We start from the raw sequence: 15,948 nt of genomic DNA on the forward strand, positions 1-15,948 counted from the left end.
TTACTTACGCAGGCTGAGCAGGGCTCCGACAAAAATGCCGACCGCCGCGACGGTTCCCAGCGTACACAGTGGTTTTTCACGTACGAAGGTCGTTGCACAGCTTGCCATGTCGCAGGCCGCCTGCGTAGCGCGTGAACGTCCGTTCATACGGGCGCGGGTTTCACGGAGCAGAGACTGAGCCTTACGTTTCGCAGCATCTGCTTCATCCTTCGCATCCGATCCCCAGGATTTCAGCACTTCCTCAAGCGTGTCCGCTAATTTGCTGACATCATTACGAATATCCTGCGCGTCGTCGTTAATATCGTTTCGGTTCGGTCTGTTAAACATACGATCCTCCGTAATTTTGTGTTCCCGTTTAGTTTAGTTCAGAAATTTAATATCTGAAGTGCGTCACGCGTTATCCGCCAGTTTATGGACTATTCTGAAAGCCCTGCTAATGCTGATTACTGTAAGGTTGCCGGGCAGGAAAAGATAACGAGGAAAAGATATGTATTTACGACCTGACGAGGTGGCACGCGTTCTTGAAAAAGAGGGATTCACCATGGATGAGGTGACGCCAAAAGCGTATGGATATCGCCGCGGCGAGAATTATGTTTATGTTAATCGTGAAGCCAGGATGGGACGTACCGCTCTCATTATTCACCCGACGCTGAAAGACAGAAGTCTGTCATTTGCTGAGCCTGCCTCGGATATTAAAACCTGCGATCACTATCAGCAATTTCCGCTCTATTTAGGCGGTGAACGGCATGAGCATTATGGTATTCCGCACGGTTTCAGTTCCCGTATGGCGCTGGAGCGGTTTCTGAAGGGACTGTTTGGCGACGTACAGTAAATCTGCGACTGGCTTTCGCCAGTCGCTTCACATTACGCTTTTACCTGGCCGTACTGGCTGACCTTAAACAGGCGGCGGCAGTAGTCGAGGAAATAGCCGTATACCGCACCCATCAGCATTGATACCACGATATTCGAACTGACCGCTGCGGCGATCTGGTGCCAGTCCGCGCCCACTGTCAGGAGAATAGCCACGTAGACCGGCGACTGGAACGTGACGTACGCCAGCACGTCGGCAAGATTTTTCATCCAGCCCGCCGGGCTGATGCGGCGCGCGAAACGCATAACGGCATCGCGGTATAGCCCGTAAGGCCATGCGATAATAATATTGACCGGGATCGCCACCAGACGAGAAGAAAGTGACTGCTCGAAGGTCATTCCGGAGAGGAATATTTCAATCAGCATGTTCACAACGGAACAGTAGACAACCATCGCGAAAGTATCCGCCACCGCGTGGCGCAGGCGAGATTGCGGCGAGAACATGTCTGAACTCCTTGAGAAGAACGCAGTGGAATCGGTTTTCCTTCAGCGGCTAGTGCTTTAGGTTGGTTTGTTTGAGGTGTATAGCGTATATCTCTATGTTTGAACTAACAACTAGTGATTAGTTTTTATTTACTCGCCTTTTGTCCACAAAATTCTCTAAAATTGGTTGTTTTTTATCCGGTTCGTTATAATCTGTCTCATTAAATGTTTTACTTATATAAATCAGTTGCTTATGTGTTTTGCTTTTGACGCAGAAATCCACTCCCCTGATGAGAGCGTAGTATGCTGTGATTTGGATTAAAGTTGACCATTTATATTGATTCGGTGATTAGATCCACGTGTTTCCCGCCAATGCTATGCGCTATTATTAACGGCGATATTTAAATATATTTACATTTATGCCCGTTTGGACCTTTGGGTAGATATTTCAACTGAAATGAATTATTCTTGGGGCGATTTATCTATTTACCCCAAAGAAAAGGTTTTCAATAATATGTCTTTGACGTTACAGAATCTTAATAATATCCGAACCCTGCGCGCGATGGCGCGAGAATTAACCCTGGACGTTCTTGAGGAAATGCTGGAAAAGGTCAGGGTCGTTACTGAAGAAAAACGCAATGAGCTGGCGGAATTAGAGCAGCAGCGCGCTGAACAGCAGGAAAAAATTAATACCCTGCTGGAACTGATGAAAGCCGATGGTATTTCTCCGACTGACCTGCTGGGTTCAGAACTGGCGCAGGCGGGTAAACCGACTAAAAAGCGTAAACCGCGTGAAGCGAAATATCGCTTTATTGACCAGAACGGTGAAGAAAAAACGTGGACCGGCCAGGGCCGCACGCCGAAGCCTATTGCCAGCGCGCTGGCAGAGGGTAAATCACTGGATGATTTTCTGATCTAATACGTGGACCGGGCGGAACAAGCCGCCCGGTTATCTGTTCAGCAGACGCCGAAATCACCTTCTTCGGTATACGGCGCCAAATCGGCCGCTTTCAGCGTATATTTCTCGCCTTGTTCATTGCTGGCCTGTACCGCCACCACGTTTTCACCGTTCACTTCGAGCACTTTCAGCTTTGGGCCGCCTTTAAGCGGTTGCACATAATCACCGACAGAAAACATATAACCTCCTCATCGTTTTAGCGATCTCCACCTTAGCCGACGTCTGATGCCGGGTACAGCGTAATTCATTGCTTACTGCTTATGAGGTATGACGGTTCCATGGCATCACTTTCAGCAACCGTGCCATACCGCAAAAACCTGTCACACCGGCGAACAGAAGCCCGGCCTGCTTCCAACCCTGAATCCCCCCCTCAACCACGAAGGCCTGAGCCGGCAATAAGAGAAAGAGACATGGTATTTCCTTACGGTCAATTTATGAGTAGTAGAACATTTAAGGAAGGGCTTAAGCCAGTGTAAAGAGGGTAAAGGCAGGTAAAAGCGCGAGAGATGAATGGCAGTAACCCGTAAACTGGCTATGCTTAGAGAAATGTCTCTTTTTAATTTTCAATTGGTTAGCTTGCACGGAGTGATTATGGGTTTTTGGCGCGTTGTTTTTACGATTATTCTCCCGCCGCTGGGCGTGCTGCTTGGCAAGGGACTGGGCTGGGCGTTTATTCTGAACATCCTTCTGACCATCCTGGGTTACTTCCCGGGCCTTATCCACGCGTTTTGGGTGCAGACGAAAAACTAAGCACGCCACAGTAAATCACTGTATATACCGGTTAATACGCCTTCCGGGCCAAACTGCTGTTTGATCCAGCGCGTCACCTGGCCGGTCGCCGCATGCTGCGTGGCGAGCAGCATGCGCGAGTCCTGACGCGGATTGTTAATACGCCGCGTGATGAGCAGACCGTCTTCCATCGCTTCTCTTGCCATGTATTCCGGCAAAAAGCCAATCCCTTCCCCCAGAATCTGGCACTGGCACTTGGTGTTGAAATCCGGCACCAGAATCGCCTCCTGCCCGTGCAGCAGCCAGCCGACCTTCTTGTTGATGGTATGCGCGGTATCTTCCACCATGATGTTGGGGTACAGGCGCAACTGGCTCTCCGCTATCGGTTCGGGAACAAAGGCGAGGGGATGTTCCGGCGCGATGGCAAACACCCAGCGAATGGCGCCAATTTCGGTGTAATCAATCCCGCCGCCGTCCAGCAGCGTATCCGGCGCGCCAATCGCGATGTTGGCCTGATTGTTGATGATCGAATCCCAGACGCCGTTATACACCTCGGTCGTCACCGTGATCTGGCAGGTGGGAAACTGCTTTTTCAGCACCTGCAGCAAACGCGCGGTATGGCGCGGCGTATACAAGAGCTGATTAATGCAGATGCGCACTCGCGCCTCGATGCCCTGCGAAATGGTATCAATCCCGCGCTTGATGGCGTGGAAGTCATTCAGCAGGTCGGTGGCTTTACGGTAAAAATAAAACCCGGACTCCGTCAGCTCGATGCTGCGCGTGTTGCGCACAAACAGCACCACATCCAGCCCGGTCTCCATGCGCTTAATGGTGTAGCTAATGGCGGAGGTCGTCACGCCCAGCTCGGCGGCGGCTTTGCTGAAGCTGCCGAAGCGTGCCGCGGTGGTGAAGGCCAGCAGGTTCTCTTCGGTAAAGATGGAATTCATATCACAGCATCCTCAGCCATCAGTTTTGAACATATTTTAACAGCGCCGTTACATCATATTTGAAGTGTGTCACAGTTCTGACTATTTACGCGGGGCCGCGCACTGCAAGGCTTTTGCAACCATAAGGATAATGCTGCCTGAGGTGCTAAAAAGCGGTAAACCATAAGAAAAAGGTTGCACAGACGCACGTTTTAGCCTGACTGTTGAATTTAACTCAACAATGAATTGCGTGTCGATGAATCATTTTTAAGCGGATTCTTTTGTGACCAGGCTGTTGCTATTCTCAGGTCATCAGAAGTGAAACATTGGGAGACTGAATATGTCTGCAAACGCACTCGTTACGGAATTTCTGCTGGCGGCAGAAGAGGGCAACATCGACGCGCTAAAAGCCTGCCTGGATAACGGCGTGGATATTAACGCCACCAACCGCCAGAAAAGAACCGCCATTATTATTGCCAGCCTGAAAAAGCATTATGCCTGCGTGGAATTTTTAATTGCCGCCGGCGCGGATATTGATAAACAGGACCAGACCTGTTTTAACCCCTTCCTGATAAGCTGCCTGACTAATGATTTAACCCTGCTGCGCATCGTTCTTCCGGCGAATCCGGATCTCGACCGTCTGACGCGCTTCGGCGGCGTGGGCATTACCCCTGCCAGTGAAAAAGGCCACGTTGAAATCGTGCGCGAGCTGCTGGAAAAAACCGATATTAACGTCAACCACACTAACTTTGTCGGCTGGACGCCGCTGCTGGAAGCCATCGTGCTGAATGACGGCGGCGCAAAGCAGCAGGAAATTGTGAAGCTGCTGCTGGATCACGGCGCGAATCCGCACATGACCGATAAATACGGCAAAACCCCGCTCGAACTGGCGCGGGAAAAAGGCTTCGATGCAATAGCCGACCTGCTGCTGGCGGCGGGCGCATAACGCATTCGGCCAGCCACGTCCGGCTGGCCGTTAATTCAAACAGTATTTTTACCGACGTGCATTCTGCGCGACGGCGGCCCCCTTTTATCCGTATTCAGGAGAAAACAATGCCAACCAAAATCGTCATAAAAAAGAACACGTATTTCGATTCGGTTTCCTTAATGTCGGTTTCCACCAAAGCCAATAAATTGCCGGGCGTCGAACAGGCGTTTGTGGCAATGGCGACGGAAATGAATAAAGGCGTTCTGAAAAATCTCGGGCTGCTCACGCCGGAATTAGCGGAAGCCAAAAATGGCGACCTGATGATCGTGATTAAAGGCGACGCGGCGAACGATGAAACGCTGGCGGAAATAGAAGCCTTATTTACACGCAAAGCGAGCAGCGGCGGCCATGAAGCACGCTACGCGACGATTGCCAGCGCCAAGACCCATCGCCCGGACAGCAACCTGGCGGTCATTTCTGTCAACGGCACCTTTGCCGCTCGTGAAGCGCGTCAGGCGCTGGAAAACGATCTTAACGTGATGCTGTTCTCCGATAACGTGTCGCTGGACGACGAGCTGGCGCTGAAGCAGCTGGCGCATGAGAAAGGGCTGCTGATGATGGGGCCTGACTGCGGAACCGCCATCATCAACGGTGCGGGGCTGTGCTTCGCCAACGCGGTGCGTCGCGGGCCGATTGGGATTGTTGGCGCCTCCGGCACCGGCAGCCAGGAGCTGAGCGTGCGCATTCACGAGTTCGGCGGCGGCGTGTCGCAGCTGATCGGCACCGGCGGGCGCGATCTCAGCGAGAAAATCGGCGGCCTGATGATGCTCGACGCCATCGACATGCTTGAGGCGGATGAGGGCACTCAGGTGATTGCGCTCATCTCCAAGCCGCCTGCGCCAGCGGTGGCAGAAAAGGTGCTGGCCCGCGCCAGAGCCTGCCGCAAGCCGGTGGTTGTTTGCTTCCTCGGCCGCAGCGAACCGCCCGCCGATGAAGACGGCCTGCAGTTTGCGCGTGGCACCAAAGAGGCGGCGCTGAAGGCGGTACTGCTTACCGGCATTAAAAAAGAGTCCCTGGATCTGCATCCGCTCAACTGGCCTTTGATTGAAGAGGTGCGCGCCCGCCTGACCCCACAGCAGAAGTACATTCGCGGCCTGTTCTGCGGCGGCACCCTGTGCGACGAAGCGATGTTTGCCGCGCTGGAGAAGTTCGACGATGTCTGGAGCAATATCCAGCCCGATCCGGCTAAGCGCCTGAAGGACATCAGCGTCAGCCAGGCCCACACCTTCCTGGACTTCGGTGACGACGACTTCACCAACGGCAAACCGCACCCAATGATCGACCCGACCAACCGCATCAGCCGCCTGCTACAGGAGGCGCGCGATCCGCAGGTGGGCGTCATCGTGATGGACTTCGTGCTCGGCTTCGGCGCGCACGAGGATCCGGTGGGGGTGATGATCGACGCGATCAAAGAGGCACAGGCGATCGCGAAAGCCGATAACCGTCCGCTGGAGATCCTCGGCTACGTGCTCGGCACCGACCAGGATCCGCAGTCGCTGGCGCAGCAGTGCCAGCGGCTGACCGACGCAGGCGTCATCTGGGCCAGCAGCAGCACCAACACCGGATTACTGGCACGCGAATTTGTTTGCAAAGGGGAGAACGCATAATGACCACTTTATTCAACCAGCCGCTTAACGTCATTAACGTCGGCATTGCGATGTTCAGCGACGACCTCAAAAAGCAGCACGTTCCCGTGACCCAGCTCGACTGGACGCCGCCGGGGCAGGGCAACATGCAGGTGGTGGAAGCGCTCGACCAGCTGGCCGAAAAACCGCTGGCGGAGAAGATCGCCGCCGCGAACAAAATCGCCCTTGAGCGCATTATCCAGTCTCACCCGGTGCTGGTGGGCTATGACCAGGCCATTAACGTAGTGCCGGGCATGACCCGCACCACCATTCTGCACGCCGGTCCGCCCGTCGCATGGGAAAACATGTGCGGGGCGATGAAGGGCGCGGTTACCGGTGCGCTGGTATTTGAAGGGCTGGCAACGGATCTGGAGGATGCCGCAAGGCTGGCGGCTTCAGGTGAGATCACCTTCTCGCCGTGCCACGAGCACGACTGCGTGGGCTCCATGGCGGGCGTCACCTCCGCGTCAATGTTTATGCACATTGTTGAGAACAAAACCTACGGCAACCGGGCGTTCACCAACCTCAGCGAGCAGATGGCGAAGATCCTGCGCATGGGGGCTAACGACCAGAGCGTGATCGACCGTCTGAACTGGATGCGCGACGTGCTCGGCCCGATGCTGCGCGACGCGATGAATATCATCGGCGAAATCGACCTGCGCCTGATGCTGGCCCAGGCGCTGCACATGGGCGACGAGTGCCACAACCGCAACAACGCCGGCACCACGCTGCTGATCCAGGCGCTGACGCCGGGGCTGATTCAGGCGGGCTACCCGGTGGAGCAGCAGCGCGAGGTGTTTGAGTTTGTCGCCAGCAGCGACTACTTCTCCGGCCCGACGTGGATGGCGATGTGTAAAGCCGCGCTGGATGCCGCTCACGGCATTGAATATAGCACCGTGGTTACCACCATGGCGCGCAACGGCTACGAGTTCGGCCTGCGCGTTTCCGGCCTGCCGGGACAGTGGTTCACCGGCCCGGCGCAGCAGGTGATTGGCCCGATGTTCGCAGGCTACAAGCCGGAAGACTCCGGGCTGGACATTGGCGACAGCGCCATCACCGAAACCTACGGCATCGGCGGCTTTGCGATGGCGACGGCACCGGCCATCGTTGCGCTGGTGGGCGGCACGGTGGAGGAAGCCATCGACTTCTCGCGCCAGATGCGCGAAATCACCCTCGGCGAGAACCCGAACGTCACCATTCCGCTGCTGTCGTTTATGGGCATTCCAACCGCCATCGACATCACCAGAGTGGCGGGCAGCGGCATTCTGCCGGTGATCAACACCGCCATTGCCCACAAAGACGCGGGCATCGGCATGATTGGGGCGGGCATCGTTCACCCGCCGTTTAGCTGTTTTGAAAAGGCGCTGTTGACCTTCCGCGATCGCTACGTTTTATAAGGTATGCATCCATGAAAAACATGAAACTGGAGTGGAAAAGAGGTGACTGGGCGGCCTATTTCGGGTTGATGACCAACAACCTGACTAATTTGCTGACCATGATGGGGTTGCTCATTTTTGTCGTCGGCATCCCGAAGGAGATTGTTTATGGACGCATCGCGCCGGCCTTCGGGCTGGCGGTGCTGGTAGCGAGTTTATGCTACACATGGTTTGGTCTGCAAATGGCGCGCGCCACCGGACGTACGGACGTCACCGCGCTGCCGTCCGGCCCGAGCGCACCCTCGATTTTTACCGTGACCTTCCTGGTCCTGATGCCCGTCTACCAGCAAACCGGCGATGCGGATTTCGCGATTCAGATTGGCCTGGTGTGGTGCTTCGTGGAAGCAATGATCCTCGCGGGCGGCTCGTTCCTGGGTGAGACCATTCGCAAGATGATCCCGCGTACCGTGCTGCTGTCGTGCCTGTCCGGTCTTGGCCTGCTGCTGCTGGCGATGAACCCGATGTTGCAGGCGTTCGAAGCGCCCACCGTGTCGTTCATCGTTCTGCTGCTGATCTTCATTAACTGGTTCGGTAAAAAGCCGATTTTCGCCAAAATCCCGACCGGCCTGCTGCTGCTGATTGCCGGAACAGCGCTGGCGTGGATTTCCGGACTGCAAAGCCCGGATGCCATCAAGGCGTCCATGTCATCCTTCGGCTTTAACCCGCCGGAAGTACACGTGGACAGCTTTATGCAGGGCCTGCCGCACGCGCTGCCTTATCTGGCGTCCGCCGTACCGCTGGGTCTGGCGAACTACATCTTTGACCTGGAGAACATCGAAAGCGCCCACGCGGCGGGGGATGAGTACCCGACCCGCAAGGTGATGCTGGCGAACGGCCTGGCTTCCATGCTCGGCTGCCTGATGGGCAACCCGTTCCCGGTCACGGTCTACGTGGGCCATCCCGGCTGGAAGGCGATGGGAGCAAGCATCGGCTACACGCTGGCGTCCGGCGTGACCATGTTCATCGTGCCGCTGTTCGGGCTGGGGGCGTTTATGCTCGCCATCATACCGATGACCGCTATTGTGCCGATTCTGGTGTTTATCGGCGTTGTCACCGCCAACCAGGTGGTGCGGGAAACGCCGAAAGTGGAGGTGCCCGTCATCTTTATCTGCCTGTTCCCGTGGATCGCTAACTGGGCGCTGACCATGATGAATAGCGTGATGAGCGCGGCGGGAACCAGCGCGGCGAAAATTGGCACCGACGTGCTGCACAGCAAAGGGATCTACTACGAGGGGCTGATGCACCTCGGCAACGGTGCGCCGCTCGCCAGCATGCTCTGGGGCTGTATCGCTATCTTCGCCATCATCAACAAACCGCTGCGCGGGGCCGTCGCCGCCGCAGGAGGCGCGCTGCTGGCGCTGTTTGGCGTGATCCACGCGCCAGTGGTGGGATTTGCCGAGGGCAGTTCCCTGATGTTCGTCACGGCCTACCTGATGATGGGCGGCATGTTTGTGGTGAAGCATTTCCTCGACAGCCGCGAAGTTGCGAGCGCTGAGGTTACTGTTGCGAAGGAAAACGTATGAAAGAGCTTATGGTCGTCGCCATCGGCGGCAACAGCATCATCAAAGACAACGCCAGCCAGTCGGTTGAACATCAGGCGCAGGCGGTCAAAGCGGTGGCCGAGTCGGTGCTTGAAATGCTGGCCTCCGACTATGACATCGTCCTCACCCACGGCAACGGCCCGCAGGTGGGGCTGGATCTGCGCCGCGCCGAGATCGCTCACGAGCGGGAAGGGCTGCCGCTGACCCCGCTGGCAAACTGCGTGGCGGATACCCAGGGCGGCATCGGCTACCTGATCCAGCAGGCGCTCAACAACCGCCTGGCGGCGCGTGGCGAGCAAAAGGCGGTCACGGTCGTCACCCAGGTGGAGGTGGATAAAAACGATCCCGGCTTTACGCACCCGACAAAACCGATCGGCGCGTTCTTCAGCGAGGTGCAGCGCGACGAGCTACAGCTCGCGCACCCGGACTGGCATTTTGTCGAGGATTCAGGCCGGGGCTATCGCCGTGTGGTGGCCTCGCCCCAGCCGCTGCGCATCGTCGAGGCGGATGCGATTAAGGCGCTAACGCAGAAAGGTTTTGTGGTCATCGGCGCGGGCGGCGGAGGCATTCCCGTGGTGCGCAGCGAGCAGGGGGATTATCAGAGCGTGGATGCGGTTATCGATAAAGATCTCTCCACCGCGCTGCTGGCCCGTGAGATTTGCGCCGACGTGCTGGTGATAACCACCGGCGTGGAGAAAGTCTGCGTTAACTTCGGCAAGCCAGACCAGCAGGCGCTGGACACCGTCAGCGTGGCGCAGATGACGCGCTACATGGATGAAGGACACTTTCCGGCGGGCAGCATGCTGCCCAAAATCGTCGCCTCGCTGGCATTTTTACGCCACGGCGGCAGGCGCGTGATCATTACCTCGCCGGACTGCCTGCCCGCGGCGCTGCGCGGTGAAACGGGTACCCACATTGTTAATGAAGGAAGATAAGATGAGTGAAAACAAAAGCCGCCGCGAGTTTATCAGCCAGAGCGGCAAAATAGTCACCGCCTGCGCGCTGTTTGGCGCCACCGGCTCCGTCGCGTATGCTGCCGACTCTGCAAAGGCAACCTGCGAGACGGGGAAACCGATGAACATCACCGCAAAACATTACTATCTGGACAACGTGCTGCTGGAGGCCGGGTTCAACGTCGACGGCAGCGTGGCGACGAGCACCCGCACCGAGCTGAAAACGCTGGAGATTAAAGACGGGAAAATTGTCGCCCTGCGCGATAACGGCAGCCACGCCGACGCGACCCTGCCGCACTACGACGCGGGTAAAAAGCTGATGCTTCCGGCGATGCGCGACATGCACATTCACCTGGATAAAACCTTCTACGGCGGCCCGTGGCGCTCCCTGAACCGTCCGGCGGGCACCACCATTCAGGACATGATCCGCCTGGAGCAGAAGCTGCTGCCGGAGTTACAGCCCTACACGCAAGAACGCGCCGAAAAGCTGATCGACCTGATCCAGTCCAAAGGGTCCACCATCGCCCGCAGCCACTGCAATATTGAGCCGGTTTCCGGCCTGAAAAACCTGGAAAATTTGCAGGCGGTGCTGGCGCGCCGCAGCGCAGGTTTTGACTGCGAAATCGTTGCCTTCCCGCAGCACGGCCTGCTGCTCTCCAACGCTGAAAAGCTGATGCGCGAGGCGATGCAGGTGGGGGCGCACTATGTGGGCGGGCTGGACCCAACCAGCGTTGACGGCGCGATGGAGAAATCGCTCGATACTATGTTCCAGATTGCGCTGGATTACGACAAAGGGGTGGATATTCACCTCCATGAAACCAGCCCGGCGGGCGTGGCGGCGGTGAATTACATGGTGGAAACCGTGGAGAAAACGCCGGAGCTGAAGGGGAAGCTGACCATCAGCCACGCCTTCGCGCTGGCGACGCTCAACGAGCAGCAGGTGGATGAGATTGCCACCCGCATGGCGGCGCAGCAGGTCACCATCGCCTCCACCGTGCCGATTGGCACCCTGCACATGCCGCTGAAGCAGCTGCGGGAGAAGGGCGTGTTTGTTATGACCGGCACCGACAGCGTGATCGACCACTGGTCGCCGTACGGTCTGGGGGACATGCTGGAGAAAGCCAATCTGTACGCCCAGCTCTATATTCGCCCGAACGAGCAGACGCTCTCCCGCGCGCTCGGCATCGCCACCGGCGACGTGCTGCCGCTGAACGATAAAGGTGAACGCGTATGGCCGAAAGCGCAGGACGACGCCAGCTTTGTGCTGGTGGACGCCTCCTGTTCCGCCGAGGCGGTGGCGCGCATTTCTCCGCGGACCGCGACGTTCCACAAGGGGAATCTCGTCTGGGGTGTTGTTGGCTAAAAGCGATCCGGGTGGCGCTGCGCTTACCGGGTCAACATGGGATCGTAGGTCGGGTAAGGTGAAACCGCCACCCGACAATGCAGTATACTGCTATGCACATTCTTAAAGAGGGATCTGCCATGGCACAAAACATCTACGACAACCCGGCGTTTTTTGAAGGCTACGCTCAGCTTCCGCGCTCGGTGCAGGGGCTGGACGGTGCGCCTGAGTGGCCTGCGCTCAAGGCAATGCTGCCTGATTTAACCGGCAAAGCGGTTATCGATCTCGGCTGCGGTTACGGCTGGTTCTGCCGCGCGGCGCGCGAGCTGGGCGCGTCTGACGTTACGGGCGTCGATATCTCAGAAAAAATGCTTGCCCGCGCGGCTGAACTGACGAATGACGCGGAGATTCACTATCAGCGTAGCGATCTGGAATCTCTTCAGCTTCGCGAAAACAGTCTCGATCTGGTCTACAGCTCGCTGGCGCTACACTACCTGCCGGAGCTGGACACGCTATTCGCCAACGTTCAGCGTGCGCTAAAACCGGGTGGCAGCCTGGTCTTCTCGATGGAGCACCCAATTTACACCTGCGCCACCCGTCAGGGCTGGCTGACCGACGACAGTGGCGAGCGGTTCTGGGGCGTGAACCATTATCAGGACGAAAGCCAGCGCGTCAGCAACTGGCTGGCGGATGGAGTGATTAAATACCACCGCACGCTGGGCACCACGCTTAACGCGCTGATAAAGGCCGGGTTAACGATAAGTGAAGTCAATGAGTGGGGACCAACGCAGGCGCAGATTAACGCCTGGCCTGCATTGTCTGAAGAGGCGGAGCGCCCGATGCTGGTGCTGATGTCCGCCCGTAAGGCTCAGTAACCTACCTTATACACCCGCCCGCTCTGCACCCCTTCCACGCTGCGGCGGTAGGCCTGGGCCACGGTCGCGGCGGGAACGCTTTCAAAGCCAGGGAAGAACCCGTCATATGCTTCGGCGGATTCCGTCAGTACCGTTGGGCTAATCAGGTTAATGCGGATCCCGCGCGGCAGTTCGCAAGCTGCGGCGCGGACAAACCCTTCCAGCGCCGCATTGACCGTGGTGGCATTCACGCCCTGCGCAATCGGCTCGTGCGCCACAATCCCGCTTATCAGCGTAATCGAGCCGCCTTCGTTCAGATAATGCTGGCCGGTCAGCGCCAGACGCACCTGCCCGAGCAGCTTGTCCTGCAGGCCCTGGTTGAAGTCGCTGTCCTTCATGGTCGCGAGCGGGCCAAAGTAGAGACCACCGCTGGCGGAGACAATCGCATCCACCGGGCCGATTTTCTCAAACAGCGCCTTCACGCTCGCCTGCGAGGTGATATCCACCTGGTAGTCGCCCCGCGTGCGACCCACGCGGATGACCTCGTGACGACGGCTTAACTCTTCGGTTACGGCACGACCGACCGTACCGCTGGCACCAATAATGACGATTTTCATATCCGACTCCTCATGTTGTGAGCCCTCATTCTTTAATAAATAAAAATTCAGATAAACTGGGCTAAAGTTAGATGATTACTAACCAGGAGTTTGGAATATGGATAAGCTTCGCGGCATGGAGACGTTTATCGCGGTGGTAGAGAGCGGCAGCTTCACCGGCGCGGCGGCGCGGCTGGAGATGTCGGCGGTGATGGTCGGGAAATATATTGCGCTGCTCGAATCTCAGCTCGGCACGCGGCTGCTGGAGCGCAATACCCGTCGCCAGAGCCTGACCGACGCCGGACGCGTTTATTTCGAAGAGGCCAGGCGCGTGCTGGAGCAGGTCTCGATTGCCGAAAGCGCGGTTGAACGGCTGCGCGCGACGCCCGCCGGCACCCTGCGCGTCACCGCCCCCACGTCGTTTGGCGGCTGCGCGATCGCCCCTCTGACGGCCACATTTTTGCAGCGCTACCCGGAAGTGCGTATCGAACTGGATCTCACCAACCGAATGGTCGATTTGGTGGAAGAGGGGGTCGATCTGGCCATTCGCATTGGCGATATCCGCAATGACGATCTGGTGGCGAAATATCTGTGTCCCTACAACATGGTGATCTGCGCCGCGCCGGATTATCTGGCGCGACACGGCACGCCGCAGACGCCCGCCGATCTGGTGGATCATCTGTGCCTGTCGCACACGGTGTGGACCGCGCGCAACGAGTGGCGGCTGCCGGGTGCGGAAGGGGAGGTGCGCTGGAAGCGGGATGCGATCTTAAGATGCAACGACGGCTACGGCTTACGCATGGCGGCGCGAGCCGGGGCAGGGCTGCTGCTGCAACCGGAAGTGCTGGTGGCGGAAGAGCTGGCAAGCGGCAGGCTGGTGCGTGTGCTGGAGCCATTCACGCCCGCGCCGAGGCCGGTGCATTTACTGTGGCGTCAGGATTTGCGTCCCCTCCCTAAGCTAACGGAATTTATTGCTCATATTCTGCTAAGATTGGGCACAATATAAAAAAAGAAGGTAATCAAAGAATGTCTGCAAACAAACTCGCCAGCAGCGCGCAGGGCCTGCAATCATCTGCCATCCGTGAATTATTAAAACATAGCAAAATGGCGGGCGTGATTTCGCTGGGCGGCGGTATTCCCAATCCGGACCTGTTCGATCGCGAAGGGCTTAAAATTGCCGCCGATGCCGTGTTGTCACAGAATTTTGGCGAGGCGTTCCAGTATGGCCTGACGGAAGGTGTACCGGGGCTGCGCGAAGAAATTAAACGCATCTGCGAGGGGCGTGGCATCGCCTGTAAGGCCGATGACGTGGTCATTACTTCCGGCTCTCAACAATCTCTGGACGTGCTGGCGCGTGCGTTAATTAATCCGGGCGATACGGTTGTCGTTGAACGTCCTACCTATCTCGCCGCGCTGCAGGTCTTTGGCCTGGCACAGGCGAATTTTGAATCCGTCGGCACCGACGGCGACGGCATGAAGGTCGATGAACTTGAAGCGCTGGTGGCGAAGAAAACCATCAAGGCGGTTTATATCGTTCCAACCTTTGGTAACCCTGGCGGCGTAACGCTTTCCGAAGCGCGCCGTAAACAGCTGGTGGAATTATCAAAGCGCTACGACTTCGTGATTATCGAAGACGATCCGTACAGCGAAATTAACTACACCGACGACGTGTTCCGCCCGCTGATTGCCCATGCGAAAGATATCGGCAATGAGGATAACGTGGTGTACACCTCTACCTTCTCCAAAATCCTCGCGCCGGGCACCCGCGTGGGCTGGGTGCTGGTGCCGGAATGGCTGAAGCGCGCGGTGGTGAACCTCAAGCAAACCACCGATCTGCACACCAGCACGCTGTCCCAGCTGATGACCTACGAGTACCTGAAAACCGGGCGTCTGGCGAACCAGATTAAAATGATCCGCGAGGCCTATCGCCAGAAATACCAGACGTTTGCAACGGAACTGGAAGCCGAGCTGGGCGATGTGATGTCGTTCCACAAGCCGAAGGGCGGGATGTTCCTGTGGGCAAAAATGAACAACGGCATGAATACGACGAAATGGCTGGAAAAAACCTTAAGCAACGGCGTGGTGTTTGTACCGGGCGAGTTCTTCTACTGCAACGAACCGGACCCGACAACGCTGCGCATGTCATTCGTCACCCCAACGGATGAGCAGCTTAAAGAAGCGGTTCGACGCCTGAAGATCTCCCTGTAACAGAGCGCGCATAACGGCAGTTGCCGTTGTGCGCGCAGGGTGAGCTTATTGTGTGGCGTGGGCGAGCGCGCGGTCTGAAGCATCGTCGCCGATCGTCTGCGTCACTTCATGGATACGACAGATTTTCCCCTCGCGCAGTGCGGCAAACATATACACCTCTAATTCCGCCTGGCGACCATCTGGATACGTCACCGTAGCCCAGTGCCGGTCTGCTAAAAGATTCTCGTGACAGGCCAGCTCTTCTACCCTGAATGCGATCGCGCGGATCTGCGAGCGGACGTGGTTCAGGTGCTGCACAAAACCCAGAAAATCAAGCGCGTGACCATCCGTGTACTGCTGGTAATCGGGCGTGAACACCTCTGCGGGATCTAATTCGCCTTTGAACAAGCGGCTTAACAGGCACGCCATTTTTTCGCGCTGTAGGGTATTGTCAGGCTGGGCTATCAGGGTTGTGATGATGCTCATGTTGGCTCCTTGTGTAGTTGAGCCACCATTATCC

Annotated in this window: 18 protein-coding genes and 1 pseudogene; 12 read left to right on the plus strand and 7 right to left on the minus strand. The window is 57.1% G+C overall.

From position 1 onward, the window contains the following. On the minus strand, positions 1 to 327 hold the full coding sequence (locus tag HBA26_RS10655; protein WP_126344977.1) for a DUF883 domain-containing protein: 327 nt from the start codon (positions 325 to 327) through the stop codon (positions 1 to 3). Between the two features lie 160 nt (positions 328 to 487). Here HBA26_RS10655 and HBA26_RS10660 point away from each other — a divergent pair, with 160 nt between their 5' ends. Next, complete coding sequence (locus HBA26_RS10660) at positions 488 to 832, plus strand: DUF2002 family protein (RefSeq protein ID WP_023308923.1); 345 nt, start codon at positions 488 to 490, stop codon at positions 830 to 832. 32 nt (positions 833 to 864) lie between these two features. On the opposite strand, the gene alaE is transcribed toward HBA26_RS10660, so the two are convergent. After that, complete coding sequence (alaE, locus tag HBA26_RS10665) at positions 865 to 1,314, minus strand: L-alanine exporter AlaE (protein WP_028014172.1); 450 nt, start codon at positions 1,312 to 1,314, stop codon at positions 865 to 867. Positions 1,315 to 1,807: 493 nt separating this feature from the next. Here alaE and stpA point away from each other — a divergent pair, with 493 nt between their 5' ends. Continuing rightward, entirely contained in the window at positions 1,808 to 2,212 is a 405-nt protein-coding gene (gene stpA, locus HBA26_RS10670) for a DNA-binding protein StpA (RefSeq protein ID WP_041908535.1), read from the plus strand. Positions 2,213 to 2,250: 38 nt separating this feature from the next. On the opposite strand, the gene HBA26_RS10675 is transcribed toward stpA, so the two are convergent. Continuing rightward, on the minus strand, positions 2,251 to 2,430 hold the full coding sequence (locus HBA26_RS10675) for a hypothetical protein (protein WP_028014170.1): 180 nt from the start codon (positions 2,428 to 2,430) through the stop codon (positions 2,251 to 2,253). A gap of 79 nt (positions 2,431 to 2,509) precedes the next feature. Further along, a pseudogene (locus tag HBA26_RS22900) lies at positions 2,510 to 2,596 on the minus strand (hypothetical protein); the annotation flags it as partial. Between the two features lie 246 nt (positions 2,597 to 2,842). Here HBA26_RS22900 and HBA26_RS10680 point away from each other — a divergent pair. Next, positions 2,843 to 3,001 carry a YqaE/Pmp3 family membrane protein gene (locus HBA26_RS10680; protein WP_032644909.1) on the plus strand — a complete coding sequence of 53 codons (159 nt, stop codon included), beginning with the start codon at positions 2,843 to 2,845 and terminating at the stop codon, positions 2,999 to 3,001. Here the strand turns inward: HBA26_RS10680 and HBA26_RS10685 are convergent. Continuing rightward, a complete protein-coding gene (locus HBA26_RS10685; protein ID WP_028014168.1) occupies positions 2,998 to 3,927 on the minus strand; it encodes a LysR substrate-binding domain-containing protein in 930 nt (309 codons plus the stop codon). The genes HBA26_RS10680 and HBA26_RS10685 overlap by 4 nt on opposite strands. 319 nt (positions 3,928 to 4,246) lie before the next feature. Between HBA26_RS10685 and HBA26_RS10690 the strand changes: the two genes are divergently transcribed. From HBA26_RS10690 to HBA26_RS10720, 7 genes are all read left to right on the plus strand, one after another. Further along, a complete protein-coding gene (locus tag HBA26_RS10690) occupies positions 4,247 to 4,852 on the plus strand; it encodes an ankyrin repeat domain-containing protein (RefSeq protein ID WP_041908539.1) in 606 nt (201 codons plus the stop codon). A gap of 107 nt (positions 4,853 to 4,959) precedes the next feature. Beyond that, positions 4,960 to 6,501 (plus strand): acyl-CoA synthetase FdrA, encoded by a 1,542-nt coding sequence (gene fdrA, locus HBA26_RS10695; RefSeq protein WP_126344978.1) that lies wholly within the window; start codon positions 4,960 to 4,962, stop codon positions 6,499 to 6,501. Then, the gene (locus HBA26_RS10700; RefSeq protein ID WP_048959576.1) at positions 6,501 to 7,916 is read left to right on the plus strand and encodes a DUF1116 domain-containing protein; all 1,416 of its coding nucleotides are present in this window, start codon (positions 6,501 to 6,503) and stop codon (positions 7,914 to 7,916) included. Before fdrA ends, HBA26_RS10700 begins: the two co-directional genes overlap by 1 nt. 11 nt (positions 7,917 to 7,927) lie before the next feature. Further along, positions 7,928 to 9,478 carry a hypothetical protein gene (locus tag HBA26_RS10705; RefSeq protein WP_045260886.1) on the plus strand — a complete coding sequence of 517 codons (1,551 nt, stop codon included), beginning with the start codon at positions 7,928 to 7,930 and terminating at the stop codon, positions 9,476 to 9,478. Beyond that, complete coding sequence (locus tag HBA26_RS10710; protein WP_126344979.1) at positions 9,475 to 10,431, plus strand: carbamate kinase family protein; 957 nt, start codon at positions 9,475 to 9,477, stop codon at positions 10,429 to 10,431. The genes HBA26_RS10705 and HBA26_RS10710 overlap by 4 nt, the downstream gene beginning before the upstream one ends. A 1-nt stretch (position 10,432) precedes the next feature. Next, a complete protein-coding gene (locus HBA26_RS10715; protein ID WP_126344980.1) occupies positions 10,433 to 11,812 on the plus strand; it encodes an amidohydrolase family protein in 1,380 nt (459 codons plus the stop codon). Positions 11,813 to 11,931: 119 nt separating this feature from the next. After that, positions 11,932 to 12,666: a class I SAM-dependent methyltransferase gene (locus HBA26_RS10720; protein WP_166720902.1), complete on the plus strand. Its 735-nt coding sequence runs from the start codon at positions 11,932 to 11,934 to the stop codon at positions 12,664 to 12,666. On the opposite strand, the gene HBA26_RS10725 is transcribed toward HBA26_RS10720, so the two are convergent. Then, the gene (locus tag HBA26_RS10725; protein ID WP_126344982.1) at positions 12,660 to 13,262 is read right to left on the minus strand and encodes a short chain dehydrogenase; all 603 of its coding nucleotides are present in this window, start codon (positions 13,260 to 13,262) and stop codon (positions 12,660 to 12,662) included. The genes HBA26_RS10720 and HBA26_RS10725 overlap by 7 nt on opposite strands. A 97-nt stretch (positions 13,263 to 13,359) precedes the next feature. Here HBA26_RS10725 and HBA26_RS10730 point away from each other — a divergent pair, with 97 nt between their 5' ends. Both HBA26_RS10730 and HBA26_RS10735 read left to right on the plus strand, forming a co-directional pair. After that, complete coding sequence (locus HBA26_RS10730) at positions 13,360 to 14,247, plus strand: LysR family transcriptional regulator (protein WP_063437854.1); 888 nt, start codon at positions 13,360 to 13,362, stop codon at positions 14,245 to 14,247. A 20-nt stretch (positions 14,248 to 14,267) separates the two neighbouring features. Continuing rightward, complete coding sequence (locus HBA26_RS10735) at positions 14,268 to 15,449, plus strand: PLP-dependent aminotransferase family protein (RefSeq protein ID WP_047367525.1); 1,182 nt, start codon at positions 14,268 to 14,270, stop codon at positions 15,447 to 15,449. 45 nt (positions 15,450 to 15,494) lie between these two features. Here HBA26_RS10735 and HBA26_RS10740 read toward each other — a convergent pair whose 3' ends face one another. After that, entirely contained in the window at positions 15,495 to 15,914 is a 420-nt protein-coding gene (locus HBA26_RS10740) for a nuclear transport factor 2 family protein (protein WP_126344983.1), read from the minus strand. Positions 15,915 to 15,948 lie beyond the last annotated feature (34 nt).

The organism is Enterobacter sp. 725m/11, from assembly GCF_011683705.1.
GTDB lineage: Bacteria > Pseudomonadota > Gammaproteobacteria > Enterobacterales > Enterobacteriaceae > Enterobacter > Enterobacter bugandensis.

Coding starts and splice junctions, on each gene's coding strand:
- HBA26_RS10685 (WP_028014168.1), bottom strand. CDS start 3,927: ATGAATTCCATCTTTACCGAAGAGAACCTGCTGGCCTTCACCACCGCG.
- HBA26_RS10720 (WP_166720902.1), top strand. CDS start 11,932: ATGGCACAAAACATCTACGACAACCCGGCGTTTTTTGAAGGCTACGCT.
- HBA26_RS10690 (WP_041908539.1), top strand. CDS start 4,247: ATGTCTGCAAACGCACTCGTTACGGAATTTCTGCTGGCGGCAGAAGAG.
- HBA26_RS10730 (WP_063437854.1), top strand. CDS start 13,360: ATGGATAAGCTTCGCGGCATGGAGACGTTTATCGCGGTGGTAGAGAGC.
- fdrA (WP_126344978.1), top strand. CDS start 4,960: ATGCCAACCAAAATCGTCATAAAAAAGAACACGTATTTCGATTCGGTT.
- HBA26_RS10710 (WP_126344979.1), top strand. CDS start 9,475: ATGAAAGAGCTTATGGTCGTCGCCATCGGCGGCAACAGCATCATCAAA.
- HBA26_RS10725 (WP_126344982.1), bottom strand. CDS start 13,262: ATGAAAATCGTCATTATTGGTGCCAGCGGTACGGTCGGTCGTGCCGTA.
- alaE (WP_028014172.1), bottom strand. CDS start 1,314: ATGTTCTCGCCGCAATCTCGCCTGCGCCACGCGGTGGCGGATACTTTC.
- HBA26_RS10675 (WP_028014170.1), bottom strand. CDS start 2,430: ATGTTTTCTGTCGGTGATTATGTGCAACCGCTTAAAGGCGGCCCAAAG.
- HBA26_RS10735 (WP_047367525.1), top strand. CDS start 14,268: ATGTCTGCAAACAAACTCGCCAGCAGCGCGCAGGGCCTGCAATCATCT.
- HBA26_RS10660 (WP_023308923.1), top strand. CDS start 488: ATGTATTTACGACCTGACGAGGTGGCACGCGTTCTTGAAAAAGAGGGA.
- stpA (WP_041908535.1), top strand. CDS start 1,808: ATGTCTTTGACGTTACAGAATCTTAATAATATCCGAACCCTGCGCGCG.
- HBA26_RS10680 (WP_032644909.1), top strand. CDS start 2,843: ATGGGTTTTTGGCGCGTTGTTTTTACGATTATTCTCCCGCCGCTGGGC.
- HBA26_RS10700 (WP_048959576.1), top strand. CDS start 6,501: ATGACCACTTTATTCAACCAGCCGCTTAACGTCATTAACGTCGGCATT.
- HBA26_RS10655 (WP_126344977.1), bottom strand. CDS start 327: ATGTTTAACAGACCGAACCGAAACGATATTAACGACGACGCGCAGGAT.
- HBA26_RS10740 (WP_126344983.1), bottom strand. CDS start 15,914: ATGAGCATCATCACAACCCTGATAGCCCAGCCTGACAATACCCTACAG.
- HBA26_RS10715 (WP_126344980.1), top strand. CDS start 10,433: ATGAGTGAAAACAAAAGCCGCCGCGAGTTTATCAGCCAGAGCGGCAAA.
- HBA26_RS10705 (WP_045260886.1), top strand. CDS start 7,928: ATGAAAAACATGAAACTGGAGTGGAAAAGAGGTGACTGGGCGGCCTAT.